Annotated in this window: 14 protein-coding genes and 1 pseudogene; all 15 read left to right on the top strand. The window is 60.9% G+C overall.

Features of this window, described 5'->3' with window-relative positions; translation table 11 throughout:
* Positions 1-154 precede the first annotated feature (154 nt).
* Positions 155-1570 (top strand): annotated as a pseudogene (locus KGB07_RS05595) (terminase); the annotation flags it as partial.
* A complete protein-coding gene (locus KGB07_RS05590; RefSeq protein WP_223464867.1) occupies positions 1570-2994 on the top strand; it encodes a DUF4055 domain-containing protein in 1425 nt (474 codons plus the stop codon). The pseudogene KGB07_RS05595 and the gene KGB07_RS05590, both read left to right, overlap by 1 nt.
* Positions 2994-4064 carry a minor capsid protein gene (locus KGB07_RS05585; protein ID WP_223464866.1) on the top strand — a complete coding sequence of 357 codons (1071 nt, stop codon included), beginning with the start codon at positions 2994-2996 and terminating at the stop codon, positions 4062-4064. Before KGB07_RS05590 ends, KGB07_RS05585 begins: the two co-directional genes overlap by 1 nt.
* Before the next feature lie 59 nt (positions 4065-4123).
* A complete protein-coding gene (locus KGB07_RS05580) occupies positions 4124-4582 on the top strand; it encodes a DUF2829 domain-containing protein (protein ID WP_223464864.1) in 459 nt (152 codons plus the stop codon).
* 86 nt (positions 4583-4668) lie between these two features.
* Positions 4669-5379 carry a hypothetical protein gene (locus KGB07_RS05575; protein ID WP_223464863.1) on the top strand — a complete coding sequence of 237 codons (711 nt, stop codon included), beginning with the start codon at positions 4669-4671 and terminating at the stop codon, positions 5377-5379.
* Between the two features lie 11 nt (positions 5380-5390).
* The gene (locus KGB07_RS05570; RefSeq protein WP_223464862.1) at positions 5391-6359 is read left to right on the top strand and encodes a major capsid protein; all 969 of its coding nucleotides are present in this window, start codon (positions 5391-5393) and stop codon (positions 6357-6359) included.
* A gap of 48 nt (positions 6360-6407) precedes the next feature.
* Positions 6408-6965: a hypothetical protein gene (locus KGB07_RS05565; RefSeq protein WP_223464860.1), complete on the top strand. Its 558-nt coding sequence runs from the start codon at positions 6408-6410 to the stop codon at positions 6963-6965.
* Between the two features lie 61 nt (positions 6966-7026).
* On the top strand, positions 7027-7524 hold the full coding sequence (locus KGB07_RS05560) for a DnaT-like ssDNA-binding protein (RefSeq protein WP_223464859.1): 498 nt from the start codon (positions 7027-7029) through the stop codon (positions 7522-7524).
* A gap of 2 nt (positions 7525-7526) precedes the next feature.
* The gene (locus KGB07_RS05555) at positions 7527-7898 is read left to right on the top strand and encodes a hypothetical protein (RefSeq protein ID WP_223464858.1); all 372 of its coding nucleotides are present in this window, start codon (positions 7527-7529) and stop codon (positions 7896-7898) included.
* Positions 7898-8335 (top strand): HK97 gp10 family phage protein, encoded by a 438-nt coding sequence (locus KGB07_RS05550; RefSeq protein ID WP_223464857.1) that lies wholly within the window; start codon positions 7898-7900, stop codon positions 8333-8335. The genes KGB07_RS05555 and KGB07_RS05550 overlap by 1 nt, the downstream gene beginning before the upstream one ends.
* Entirely contained in the window at positions 8332-8748 is a 417-nt protein-coding gene (locus KGB07_RS05545) for a phage tail terminator-like protein (RefSeq protein WP_223464856.1), read from the top strand. The genes KGB07_RS05550 and KGB07_RS05545 overlap by 4 nt, the downstream gene beginning before the upstream one ends.
* Before the next feature lie 74 nt (positions 8749-8822).
* Positions 8823-9470, top strand: coding sequence for a phage tail protein (locus KGB07_RS05540; RefSeq protein ID WP_223464853.1), 648 nt, complete (start codon positions 8823-8825; stop codon positions 9468-9470).
* 9 nt (positions 9471-9479) lie between these two features.
* Positions 9480-9863, top strand: a complete 384-nt coding sequence (locus tag KGB07_RS05535) for a phage tail assembly chaperone (RefSeq protein WP_223464852.1) — start codon at positions 9480-9482, stop codon at positions 9861-9863.
* A gap of 53 nt (positions 9864-9916) precedes the next feature.
* Positions 9917-10171, top strand: coding sequence for a DUF1799 domain-containing protein (locus KGB07_RS05530; RefSeq protein WP_411741526.1), 255 nt, complete (start codon positions 9917-9919; stop codon positions 10169-10171).
* Positions 10172-10181: 10 nt separating this feature from the next.
* The gene (locus KGB07_RS05525) at positions 10182-12980 is read left to right on the top strand and encodes a phage tail tape measure protein (protein WP_223464849.1); all 2799 of its coding nucleotides are present in this window, start codon (positions 10182-10184) and stop codon (positions 12978-12980) included.
* Positions 12981-12983 lie beyond the last annotated feature (3 nt).

The following is a 12983-nucleotide window of genomic DNA, read 5'->3' as shown; positions in this document are numbered from 1 at the left end:
GTAATTGCTCAGCAGGCTGTCGGCCAATTTAACCAGTTCAGGATCAGGTTTGACTCGTTTGGCGCGCTTGGATTTTGGCTCGGTCATTGGATTTCCTTGGGGTAGGCAGTCTCCTGCCAAATGACCGTTTACACAAAACTAATTACACCCTCACAAGAACGGTAAGAAGGTCCGCTTCCGCATGACGCAGGAGCAGATCGACTATTTCCAGGGCATGCACACCCGAAACATCATCCTCAAGGCTCGTCAGCTGGGGTTCACGACGCTGGTCTGCATCGTCCAGCTGGATGCTGCGCTGTTCGAGGCTGCCAAGTGCGCACTGATCGCTCACACCCTGACGGACGCCAAGCGCCTGTTCCGGGAGAAGATCAAATACGCCTACGACAACCTGCCGGCCGAGATCAAGGCGGCCAACCCGGCGCGCAATGACGCGGCGGGCGAACTGGTATTCAGCAAAGGCGGCTCGCTCTACGTCAGTACGTCCTTCCGGGGCGGCACGCTGCGCTATCTGCACGTTTCCGAGTTCGGGAAGATTTGCGCCAAGTATCCGCACAAGGCGCGGGAAATCGTCACTGGCGCCTTCGAGGCGGTGGCAGCAGATTGCTTTGTCACCATCGAATCGACGGCGGAAGGCCGGGCCGGGTACTTCTTCGACTACTCGCAGAGCGCCGAGAAGCAGCAACTGAGCGGCGCGCCCCTGGGTCTGCTCGACTGGAAATTCTTCTTCTTCAGCTGGTGGCGTAACCCGCTGTACTGGCTGGACCCGGCGACGGCGGTCATCCCGCAGCGCCTGACCGACTACTTCAACGAACTGCACGCCAAGCACGGCATCGTCACGAACGACGGTCAGCGGGCCTGGTACGCAGCCAAGGAGAAGACGCTCGGCGACGACATGAAGCGGGAATACCCGTCGATACCGGCCGAGGCCTTCCAGCAGTCGGTTGAGGGCGCCTACTACGCCAAGCAGTTCGCCAAGCTCTACCTGAATCAGCGCATCGGCACCGTTCCGAACAACAGCCATCAGCCGGTGATGACCTTCTGGGATATCGGCGTCGGCGACTCCACGGCCATCTGGTTCGTGCGCCAGATCGGCGACGAATACCACGTCATCGATTACTACGAGAACAGCGGTGAAGGCCTGCGGCACTACATGAAGGTGCTCAAGGATCGGGGTTACACCTATTCCGAGCACTGGGGGCCGCACGACATCGACAACCGAGAATTTGGTAGCGATGCCAAGACCCGCCGCGAGCTGGCCCGTGAGGGCTACGAGATCGACGGACAGAAATACAGCATGACGTTCCAGGTCGTGCCGAAGCTCGGCGTCAATGACGGCATCGAGCAGGCGCGTGAGATCCTGCCCAGGTGCGTGTTCGACAACGCTAAGTGCGAAGAAGGCATCGCCTGTCTTGAGGGCTACCGCAAGGAGTGGGACGACAAGCGCGGCTGCTGGAAAGACAACCCGCTGCACGACTGGACATCGCACGGCTCTGACGCCTTCCGCTACTTCGCCGTGGCCAAGAGCGCAAGGAAGCCGGTCAAATCAATCAAAATGGGATTCGCACGCTAATGACAGACGTCACTTTCACCCGCCCCGAGTACGTCGCGGCGAAAAACCGCTGGCGCTTGGTGCGCGACGTCTGCAAAGGCTCGGAAACCATCAAGGCGGCGGGCGATCTGTACTTGCCGCGACCTAACTCCACTGACGTGAGCGCCGACAACAAGGCTCGCTATGAGGATTACAAAAAGCGCGCGGTGTTCTACAACGCCACCGGCCGGACGAAGCACAGTCTGGTCGGGGCGGCGTTCCGCACCTGGCCCACACTGACTGTTCCCAGTGCTCTCGACTATGTGTCGAAAGACATCGACGGGCAGGGCGTGAGCATCTATCAGCAATCGCAGTCGGTTATCGGGCATTTGCTCGAAGTCGGCCGGCACGGGCTGTTGGTGGATTACGTCGCTGTCGAAGCGGGCACCGTGAGCAAGGCGGACGAACAATCCGGTCGTGCTCGGGCGAACATTGCCAGCTACCCGGCCGAGGCCATCATCAACTGGAAGACTCGCCAAGTCGGCGGCCAGCACCTGCTGAGCCTGGTCGTGCTGCGCGAGACGGTGGATGTCGACACCGATGACGGGTTTGGTAGTGAGCAGATTGTCCAATACCGGGTGCTACGGCTGGATGCCGCCGGCGTTTATACGCAAGAGGTGTGGGAAGAAGGCTCCAGCCAGACGGCAATGGTCACCGCACCCTTTGCCCCGCTGAATGGCCTCGGCCAGCCGTGGCGCGTGATCCCGTTCCAGTTCCTCGGCAGCGAGAACAACGATTCATCGATTGACGACTCCCCGCTGTACGACATGGCCGAGATCAACATCGGCCATTACCACAACAGCGCGGACTATGAGGATTCCGCCTACTTTGCCGGACAGCCTCAATTCTGGATTTCTGGACTCGACGAGGCGTGGCGCGATCACCTGGAGGCGAACGGCATCTATGTCGGCTCCCGTGCGCCGCTCACGCTACCAAAGGACGGGTCGTGCGGGTTCGCCCAGCCTGAGCCAAATACCCTCGTAAAAGAGGCCATGGATGCCAAGAGGAACGACATGGTTTCCCTCGGCGCCCGGCTGATCGAGCGAGGCAGCGCGGTGAAGACCGCAACCCAGGCCGACAATGACAGCGCCGCCGAGCATAGCGTCTTGTCGCTGATCGTGAGCAACGTCAGCGAGGCATACAGTCAGTGCCTGGCCTGGATGGCTGAGTTTTCGAACGCCTCTGGCGAGACCATCTACAAGGTCAATCAGGACTTCACCCAGGTCAGCCTGGACGCAGCGATCATGTCTGCCTTGTTCAATGCCGTACAGGCCGGCCGCGTGCCTGAGTCGGACTTCTGGCAATACCTGCGTGATCGCGGGGTGATCAACGCCGAGAAGACCGACGAGGAAATCCGGGGCGAACTGGAGTCCAGCACGGCGGGCCTGGCCCTGGACGGTGAGTGATGACGACCATCGAGCAGCTCGACATCAGCATCCGCAACATGGTCATGCTGGAGCGGCTGAAGTCGGGGGAGGCGAAGAAGTTCACCCCCTTCCTGGTGAAGATCGACCAGAGCATCCGGGAACGGCTGAGCGGCGATGAGCTGACAGGCTTCGCCCGGGCGCGCCTGGACAAGCTGCTGAAGGAAGTCGACACGGTCCTGACCGACATCCTCGCCGGCTACACCGATCAGTTGCAGCTCGACCTGATGGACATTGCGCAGGCGCAGGCCAGCTTCGAAGCCAAGCTGCTGACCAATACGCTACCGGTCGGCATCAGCCTCGACGCGGCTGTGCCAGCGCTCCAGACGCTCAAGACCGCAGCCTTCAAGAACCCGCTCAGCATCAAGGGCAGCGGAGGCGGCAAGCTGCTCGACGCGTTCATCAAGGACTGGTCTCGCGCCGAGGTCGAGAAGATCAGCGGGGCGATCCGACAGGGCTGGTTCGAGGGCCAGACCAACGCAGAGATCGTTCGCCAGTTACGCGGCACCAAGGCGCTCGCCTACTCCGACGGCATCCTCGCCACGACCGAACGCAACGCCGCCACGGTGGTGCGCACGTCGGTGCAGCATGTCGCTGGTCAGGCGCGCAACGAGGTGGCCAAGGCGAATGACGACTTCGTGTCAGGAGTCCAACTGATCGCCACCCTCGACAGCAAGACCACGCCGTTCTGCCGGTCAATCGACCATCAGGTCTACCCGGTCGACTCAGGCCCTCGGCCACCGTTCCATCCGAACTGCCGCACCAGCTTCATCCTGCTGACCAAGTTCAGCCAGATGTTCGGCAAGGGCGCGACCCGGGCGAGCGTCAACGGCCAGGTGCCGGCGAGCCTCACCTATTACGCCTGGCTCAAGACCCAGCCGATGAGTTTCATCGAACTGGCCATCGGGCCGAATCGCGCCAAGTTGCTGATTAATGGCGGCCTCGACGCTGACAAGTTCGCTGCCCTGCAACTGGGGAAGAACTTCAAGCCGATCACCCTGGACCGCATGCGCGAGCTTGAGCCGGAAATGTTCAAGCGCGCCGGACTGTAGTGCGACACAAAACGCCGACGCGCAAATCGTGTCGCGGATAAACCCAATTGGAGAAACCAATGAATCAGCGCTTCATCGGCACCAAAATCATTCTGGCCCTCGCAATGACCCGGCTCGCCTACAACGAATACCGAGGCTGGGATCTCCCCGCCGACGAGAACGGAGCCGACGACGGCTATCTGGTCGAGTACACCGATGGTGGCGCGCCGAACCATCCGGCTCACACCGGTTACATCAGTTGGTCGCCCAAGGCGCAGTTCGATGGCGCGTATCGGCCAGTCAGCGGCATGAGCTTCGGCCTTGCAATTGAGGCGCTGAAGCTGGGTAAGCGCGTTACCCGGTCCGGATGGAATGGCGCCGGCATGTGGCTGGAGTATCGCCCGGCCAGCGGCGTCGATCTGGCCTTTATTCGCCTGAGCTACCCAGTGCACAGCAAGGCTTACCCGGATGGAGCCCGCGTGTCCTGGGCGCCGAGCCAGACCGACATGCTTGCAGATGACTGGCAGCTGTTCGACTGACCTGAATCAAATCACCAAGCCCCGCCAAGTGCGGGTTTTTTTATATCTGCGGGCTGGGTCCGCAAATCGTCTCTGGGAGACAACAAATGGGCTTGAAGTATCAGTTGGACACTCTGGAAGGCGTCGACGACTCCGTAAAAGCGCTGTACGTCGAGAAGGACGGCAAATTCGTGCTGGGCATCGAAGGCTTGCCGCAATCCGAGGACGTGAGCGGCCTTAAGTCGAAGGTCGAGGAACTGCTGAGCGAGAAGAAAGCGGCCGAGAAGGCCCGTCGCGAAGCTGAGGACGCAGCCCGCACCGAGCGCGAAGAGGCGGCCCGCAAGTCCGGCAACGTCGAAGAGCTCGAAAAGTCCTGGTCTGAAAAGTACAACCGCCGTGAAGCCGAGCTGAACGGCATGTTGGAACAGGAGCGTGGCAGCCTGAGCGGGCAGATCCGGGATCTGACTGTCGGCCGTACCGCTACTGACATCGCGTCTGCGCTGGCAATCCCCGGCAGTGCAGAAGCACTTTTGCCTCACATTGAGCGACGGCTAAGTGTTGAACAGCGCGATGGAAAGCCCGTCGTGGTCGTCCTCGACAAGCAGGGCAAGCTCTCAGCATCAACGCTTGACGAGCTGAAAGCCGAATTCGCAAACAACACGGCGTTCGCGCCACTAATCGCGGGAAGCAAAGCATCTGGCGGCGGGGCGGCCGGTGCTGGGAATGGCGGCGGGGCCGCGAAAGGAAAAATCGGCGGTACCAAAGAGGAACGCACGGCGGCAATCGCAAGCCGGTTCCCAGATCTCCCTCAATCGTAAGGAAATAACTTATGTCCCTGTCGCAAATGCAGGTCTTCAACGAATACATCATGCCGGCGACTCTCGAGACGCTGGATCAGTATCTCGCCGCTTTCAACGCCGCTAGCCGTGGCGCGATCGTGCTGTCCCCGGACGGCTTCACTGGCGACTTCCTCCAAGAGTCGTTTTTCCAGACCCTGGCTGCTGCCCAGCGCCGCGTGGATCGCTACAGCGCTAACGCTGCTGTCGCTGCCACCGACCTGACCGAACTGAAAAACACCTCGGTGAAAGTCGCCGGCGGCTTCGGTCCGATCCGTTATGAGCCATCGCAGATGACTTGGCTGGAGCGCCCAACCGCGCAAGGCATCGAGGTTGCGAGCCGCGCGTTCGCTGAGATCCTGCTGAAGGACCAGTTGAACACTGCAATCGCTGCTCTGGTTGCCGCGATCACCGCCCAGGCCGCCGCGGTCAACGACGTGTCCGCGACCGCAGGCATCACCTACGCCGGCCTGAACAACGCGCATGCGAAATTCGGCGACGCAAGCCAGAACCTTGTGACCCAGGTGATGCAGGGCACCAGCTACCACAAGTTGGTCGGCCAGAACCTGGCGAACCAGCAGCAGCTTTTCCAGGCGGGCAACGTCCGAGTGGTGGATATTCTCGGCAAGATCTCCGTTGTGACGGACGCCCCGGCGCTGATGCAGGCCGGCACCCCGAACAAGGAAATCATCCTGTCCCTGGTCCAAGGTGCAGCGTTGGTCCACGACGGTCGCGACATCATCAGCAACGTCCAGACGGTCAACGGCAAGGAGCGTATCGAGACCACGCTGCAGACCGACTATACCTTCGGCCTGGGTCTCAAGGGCTACACCTGGGATACCACCACCGGCGGTAAGTCGCCAACCGACGCCGAACTGACGACTGGCACCAACTGGGACAAGACCGCTACCAGCATCAAGCACACCGCTGGTGTTGCTCTGATCGGTGATGCCTCCAAGTAACCCTGATATCTGAGTCGGGCTAGTGCCCGGCTCGACGAGGACGAGATCATGAGCAACAAAAACATCTGGTATCTGCCCGGCCCGTTCCACCAGTACCAGGAAGACGTAAAGGCGTTGGCCAAGGAGCATGGCTTGCGCATCATCGACGCGAACGTGACCGAGGGTCGCGACGACGAAGCCGTCAATACACCCGAAGTGACGCTGAAGAAAGTCGAGCAGCATCCGGTACTGGTTGTTGGCGCTGGCAACAGTCAGGCTGAACTGGAAGACCTGATCGGCAAGCTGCGCATCGAAAGCGATACGGTCCGCTCTGTTATTGATGGGCTCGACGTTGGCGAGATTGAAAAACCGGAAGCCGGCGAGCTCGCAATCCGACTGTTTCAAGCGCTCGATGGCATCCGGCTTCAGATGATAGATCTGGCTGGTGCGCGTGACGAGCTTGCCCTGGAAAACGAGAAACTGCGTAACGAGCTCGCTGCACTCAAGACCGAGGGCCAGGAAGTCGAAGCTCTGAAGGCTAAGCTCGATGCCGCCGGCGTGACGTACCGCGCCAATGCCTCGAAAGAGTCCTTGGAAAAGCTCATCGCCGAGCTGCCCACGGCGTAACACTTCGGCTGCCGGTAAGCCGGTGGCCACTTGTTCAAAAATCATTCCAGCGAGTTGATCCATGACGCTCATAATCGAGGACGGCACCGGGAAGCTGGACGCCGACAGCTTTGCCACGGCCGCTGAACTGGTCACCTACGCTGCGAACTATGGCGCGGCCATCCCGGCAGATACGCCAGGCCAGGAATCCCTATTGCGCCGCGCTGCTCTGGCCATGGACGGATACACCTGGAAGGGCGCCCGCACCAACGGCGATCAGGCCCTGTCGTGGCCACGCCGAGACGTAACCATCGACGAGCGAACCTTGCCGTCCGATTCCATTCCTGTCCGCATCAAAAGCGGGCAGATGGCGCTTGCCGCCGAGATCCACACTGACGACATCGACCCGGTCGACAAGCGCACCGGTGCTGTCACCAAGGAGCGTGTCGAGGGAGCGGTTGACGTTCAGTACGCTGCGCCGTCCGCAGCCAGCCAGAAGCCCGCTGTCACGGCCAGCCCGAGCAGCCTTCAGTTCACCGCGTACATCGCCCGCAAAGGCCTGTTCGCCATCAGGGCCTGACCATGAGCGCGTTCTACGATCGAATGGCTGCGACGGCGCTGCGCCTGATCAGCCAGTACGGCATGGCCGTTACCTTGCGCACCGTGACGCCGGGCGGGTATGACCCGGAACTGGGCGAGACGACGCCAGAGACGATCACCGAGCAGGTGGGGCAGGGCATCCTTGCCGACTACACCGGTCTGGAGTTTCAGGCGAACAGCCTCATCAAGCAGGGTGACAAGAAGCTCAAGCTGGCCGCCAAGGGCCTGACCTCGGCGCCCTCACTGCTGAGCAAGGTCATCGCCGACGGCAAGACCTGGTCAATCGTGCCGCCGCTGAAAGAGATCAACCCGGCCGGCACTCCGCTGCTGTATGAATTGCAGGTGCGCGTCTGATGGCCAACAACATGCAGGTCAAGTACGGCGGAAAGTCTGGAGGCTTCGCCCTGGAGTTGGCCAAGTTCGCCGAGCAGGCAACGGAAGCCATCGACGCCAGTCTGCGCGAGGTCATCATCGAGGTTGCCGGCTCGCTGATTCAGATGTCGCCAGTCGACTCCGGCCGGTTCCGTGGCAACTGGCAATTCAGCCTGATGACGCCGGACAACAGCACAAGCCTGAACGTCGATCCTACTGGCACTGAGACACTGGGCCGGATCGTTGCTGCTGCGGGCGTCTTCACGGCGGGGCAGACGGCGTACATCACGAACAGCCTGCCCTATGCCATCCCGCTGGAGTACGGCCACTCGACGCAGGCGCCGGGCGGAATGGTGCGCGTCACCCTGGCCCGCTTCCAGCAGATCGTCAACGAGGCAGTCAGGAATAATCAGGTATGAGCCACAAGATCATCCGCCAGATTTATGAGGCCCGGCTCGCTGCGTGGGCGGCTACCAGGGTGCCGGCGTTGCGCATCGCCTATGAAGATGTGGCCTTCACGCCTGCCGACGGCGAGACCTATCTTGCAGCCTTCACGCTGCCGGCCGGAACCAATAGCCAGACGCTGGGCGGTGACCATAGGGCCTATACCGGGCTGTTTCAGGTCAGCGTGGTGACGCCGTCTGGCACTGGCACCGGCAAGGCCGAGGGCATCGTCGACGAACTGGCCACCCTGTTCCCGCTGTACGCCCAATACACCAAGGCAGGTCTGACAGTCATGACGCTGACACCGGTAGAGCCCGGTCCCGGCATCCCCGAGGGCAACACATGGGCGGTCGCCGCATCATTCCAGTACCGATCCGACGCCACCTAATCACGCCCATTGGGCAAACCCAAGACCCGTCATTGAGCGGGTTTTGTCATTTCTGAAACGAGGAATATCCCCCCATGAGCGTAAAACTCCCTAACGGCGCGACGTTCGAGCATGCCGCTACCTACGCCGCGCCACTCGCTTTCTCGGCCATCTCCAACGCCTCGGAAGCGGTCTGCACCGTCGTCGGCGCCACACTGGCCGTCGGCGACATCTTGCTGGTCGCTTCCGGCTGGACTGCGCTGAACAACAAGGTGGTGCGCGTCAAAGCTGCGACCGCTACCGCGATCACCCTGGAAGGGATAGACACCACGGACATCGGTACTTACCCAGCCGGATCCGGTGTTGGCACCTTGAAGAAGGTGCTGACCTGGGTACAGATCCCGCAAATCACCGACTTCGCATCCGCAGGCGGCGAGCAAAATTATCAAGACGTCGCCTTCCTCGAATCGCAGCAAGGCTTCCAAATCCCAACCGACAAGTCTGCGGCCAGCATGACCATCACTGTTGCGGACGATCCAACCCTGCCGTATGTGCCGGTCGTTACTGCCGCCGATACGGCGCGAACCATTCAGGCCGCGCGCATGAATCTGCCTGGCACAGACCGGATCTATTACGGCGTGTACACCTCGTTCTCGCAGCAGCCTTCGATCTCCCGTAACAACGTGATGACCAAGACTGTTTCCATGGCGCTGCAAGCCACCGCCACCCGCTACCTGTCGTAAGGAAACCTCATGGCCAGCTTCAAGATTGCTCAGAACGCCACGTTCAAGGCTGACGTCGAGATTCCGCGCGTCGGCTTCGACCCGGTAAAGGTCGAGATCGAGTTCAAGTACCGCGACCGCAAGGAACTGTCGAAGTACTACGACAAGTGGAATGCAGAACGTGACGCGCTCGCCAAGGAGGCGATGAAAGACGGCGCAACGTGGGAAGCCGCCACGGCACGGCAGATCGTGTTGGAGGTGGGGCAGATCAAGGACATCGTCGCCGGCTGGAGTTTCGACGAGGAATTCACGGACGAATCGATTGCTGAACTGGCCGCCACTTGCGTCGGCGCCCCCGCTGCCGTCCTTGAGGCCTATCAAAAGGCCTACGAGTCGGCACGCCGGGGAAACTGATCGCCGCTGCGCGGGCGCTGTACGAGCCTGGCGCATCTGCCGAGGACATGGCGATGTTTGGGCTCACCCTGGCCGACATCGATGAGGACGTGGAGGTCTGGCCGGATAACTGGCCAGTCTTCCGCCTCTTCAATGCGCTGGCGACGCAATGGCGCACAGGTGCATGCGGCGCGACCGGGCTCGACTACTCCGTCATCCGTGAAGTGGCCGGCCTCATCGGCATCAAGAAGCGGCAAATCCCCGAACTCTTTCCTGACCTTCAAGTAATGGAGGCCGAAGCCCTGCTCGTCATGAGCGAGTCGAAATAACGGAGCACTCATGTCGGGAACAATTGCGCAGTTAGGCGTCGAGGTAAATTCAACCGAGGCGGTCCAGGCGGCCACGGACCTTGACAGGCTTGCTCAGGCTGGCGCCAAGGCCGAGAAAGCCACAGAGGGCCTGACAGGGCAAAGCAAGCAGGCTGGTGCCTCCATCAAGGCTATGGCAGCCGAGACGAAAGCGGCGGAAGCGGCTACCTCGAAGCTGTACAAGCAGACAGAGGCGGCTGGAATTTCCGCCAAGCAAACAGCGGCGGCTCTGCGCGGTGTCCCTGCTCAGATGACTGATATTGTGACCAGCCTTCAGGGTGGTCAGTCCCCGCTGACGGTACTGCTGCAGCAGGGTGGCCAACTCAAGGATATGTTTGGCGGTATCGGGCCGGCTGCGCGGGCGCTGGGCGGGTACGTGCTTGGCCTGGTCAATCCATTCACCCTGGCGGCGGCCGCCGCTGCTGGCCTCGGAGTGGCCTACTACAAAGGCAGCGAAGAGGCGACGGCTTACTCGAATGCGCTGATACTCACCGGCAATGCTGCGGGCACCAGTGCTGATCAGTTGGCATCGCTCGCCAATCAGGTCAGTTCCACGGTCGGGACTACCGGCGCGGCGGCTGAAGTGCTGGCGCAGCTTGCTGGAAACGGCAAGATCGCTGGTGAGGCCTTCGGCACCGTGGCCACAGCCGCGCTCGAAATGGAAACGGCAACCGGAAAGGCCATCGAGGAGACAATCGCCGAGTTTGCGCTGATCGCAAAGGATCCGGTCGAGGCTGCTAAAAAACTCAATGATCAATACAACTTTCTGACTGCAGCGGTTTACTCGCAGATTGTCGCGCTGAAGGAGCAGGGCGACACCATCGGTGCTGCGAAGCTACTGACTGATACCTACGCTGACACCATCGATACCAGAACAAAACAAGTGACAGCCAATCTCAGCTTGATTGAGAAGGGTTGGAAGCTGATCAAGGAAGAGTCGAAGAAAGCGCTGGACGCGACTCTGGACGTCGGCAGAACCCCTTCGGTAGATGCTCAGATCTCCAATCTGGAGAAGGTACTGGCAGACCGTAAAGGCAGCTTGCTCGCTTCACTATTCCCTGATGACCTCGGGGAGAACAGCCGTTCCACCAAGTTCATCGAGGACCAGATCGCCGCGCTCAAGCGCGCCAAGGTCCAGATTGAAGAGAACGCCAAGGCCGAGGGCGACCGAGCCAAAACCCAGCGCGACGGCATCGACGCAAGTTTGCGGCTGAAAGCGATCAGTGACGGCAACCTCACCAACGAGGAAAAGCGCAACAAGCTGATCAAGGAATACGGACGCGACGTCGAGGCGCTACGCAAGGCGAATCCGAATGACCCACTGGTCCAGGATGATGTGGTCGCCAAGACCATCCAGAACATCAAGGACAAGAACAAGGATCCGGCCGGTACCGCGAACCAGGTCAATCTGAGCGGCTACAACGACGCTCAGAATGCGATAAAGGCGCTGCAGGCCACCTACTCGAATACCGAAAAGGAGCTTGAGGCTCAGCAGAAAGCCGGTCTGATCACTCAGCAAAACTACCTCGACCAGCGTACCGCGCTGATCCGGGCGGAGCGCGAGGAAGTCACCGGCGCCTACCAGGCCGAGATTGCGGCACTGGATGCGGCCAAGGATAAGGCCGGCACTACTGGCGCCCAGCGCATCCAGCTGGACCAGAAGATCGCCGACGCGCGCACCAACATGGTCAAGGCGCAGAAGGATGCCGACAGCCAGCTTGAAGTCCTCGCCTCCAACGAGGAAGGCCGGCTGAAGAAGCAGGCCCTGGCTATCCAGACCTACACCGACGCCTTGCAGCAGCAAGTCACCACGCTGCGCCAGCAAGGCCAGCGTGAAGCGGCTGGGCTAGGGATGGGTGACCGTCAACGCGGGCTGAATAATCAATTCGACGGCATTGACGACAAGGCCAACCAACTGCGCATCGACCTGGCCAACCAGTACGGCGATGGATCGCGCGGCATGAGCCTCGACGAATACAACGCCAAGCTCAAGGCTGTCACACAGAGCCAGCAGGCCCTGCGCAACACAGCGACCGAAAATTACGACGCAATGACCGCTGCCCAGGGTGATTGGAGCGCCGGCGCATCGTCGGCGTGGCAGAACTACCTGGAATCAGCTCGTGACGTGGCCGGGCAGACGAAAAGCCTGTTCACCAACGCTTTCAGTGGAATGGAGGACGCCGTCGCGAACTTCGCAATATCAGGCAAGTTCGCGTTTTCCGACTTCACTAAGTCGATCTTGGCCGACATGGCGCGCATCGCAACTCGGCAGGCGGCCTCCGGGCTGCTGTCGAGCATTGCCAGCACTGCCGTCAGTGCGTACTTCAGCAGCGGCAGCAGTGCAGCAGCGTCGGCCGGTTCGACCCAAGCCGGGTATACAGGGAGCGATTTCTCGAGTTGGGTTTCTGGGCAAAGAGCCACTGGCGGTCCGGTTGCGGCGAACTCGCTGTATGAGGTCAACGAGCTGGGACCTGAGCTGTACAACGAAGGCGGCCGATCCTTCCTCATGACTGGCGCGAATGGTGGCAGCGTAACCCCGTTGACCACCGGCGGAGGGGCGGGCATTCAGGCCATGAGTGGTGGCGGAGCTACACAGATCAGCGTGCAAGTGAACGTCGCCAGCGATGGCAGCACCAGCGCAACGTCCAGTGATCCGTCGTATCAGCAGTTCGGCAAAGAGCTTGGCGACTTCGTCGAGCAGAAGTATCGACAGCTGCTGCGCAAGGATCTGGGTCAGGGCGGCAGCATTACTAGAGCAATCAAAGGGTGATTT

Source organism: Pseudomonas sp. GL-RE-26 (assembly GCF_019956275.1).
In the GTDB taxonomy this organism is placed as follows: Bacteria; Pseudomonadota; Gammaproteobacteria; order Pseudomonadales; family Pseudomonadaceae; genus Aquipseudomonas; species Aquipseudomonas grandcourensis.
Note: the sequence above shows the minus strand (reverse complement) of the source record. Positions and strands in the feature narration are given on the sequence as shown.

Excerpts from the sequence above, each read along its gene's own strand:
- KGB07_RS05590 (WP_223464867.1), top strand. The coding sequence starts at position 1,570 with ATGACAGACGTCACTTTCACCCGCCCCGAGTACGTCGCGGCGAAAAAC.
- KGB07_RS05585 (WP_223464866.1), top strand. The coding sequence starts at position 2,994 with ATGACGACCATCGAGCAGCTCGACATCAGCATCCGCAACATGGTCATG.
- KGB07_RS05580 (WP_223464864.1), top strand. The coding sequence starts at position 4,124 with ATGAATCAGCGCTTCATCGGCACCAAAATCATTCTGGCCCTCGCAATG.
- KGB07_RS05575 (WP_223464863.1), top strand. The coding sequence starts at position 4,669 with ATGGGCTTGAAGTATCAGTTGGACACTCTGGAAGGCGTCGACGACTCC.
- KGB07_RS05570 (WP_223464862.1), top strand. The coding sequence starts at position 5,391 with ATGTCCCTGTCGCAAATGCAGGTCTTCAACGAATACATCATGCCGGCG.
- KGB07_RS05565 (WP_223464860.1), top strand. The coding sequence starts at position 6,408 with ATGAGCAACAAAAACATCTGGTATCTGCCCGGCCCGTTCCACCAGTAC.
- KGB07_RS05560 (WP_223464859.1), top strand. The coding sequence starts at position 7,027 with ATGACGCTCATAATCGAGGACGGCACCGGGAAGCTGGACGCCGACAGC.
- KGB07_RS05555 (WP_223464858.1), top strand. The coding sequence starts at position 7,527 with ATGAGCGCGTTCTACGATCGAATGGCTGCGACGGCGCTGCGCCTGATC.
- KGB07_RS05550 (WP_223464857.1), top strand. The coding sequence starts at position 7,898 with ATGGCCAACAACATGCAGGTCAAGTACGGCGGAAAGTCTGGAGGCTTC.
- KGB07_RS05545 (WP_223464856.1), top strand. The coding sequence starts at position 8,332 with ATGAGCCACAAGATCATCCGCCAGATTTATGAGGCCCGGCTCGCTGCG.
- KGB07_RS05540 (WP_223464853.1), top strand. The coding sequence starts at position 8,823 with ATGAGCGTAAAACTCCCTAACGGCGCGACGTTCGAGCATGCCGCTACC.
- KGB07_RS05535 (WP_223464852.1), top strand. The coding sequence starts at position 9,480 with ATGGCCAGCTTCAAGATTGCTCAGAACGCCACGTTCAAGGCTGACGTC.
- KGB07_RS05530 (WP_411741526.1), top strand. The coding sequence starts at position 9,917 with ATGTTTGGGCTCACCCTGGCCGACATCGATGAGGACGTGGAGGTCTGG.
- KGB07_RS05525 (WP_223464849.1), top strand. The coding sequence starts at position 10,182 with ATGTCGGGAACAATTGCGCAGTTAGGCGTCGAGGTAAATTCAACCGAG.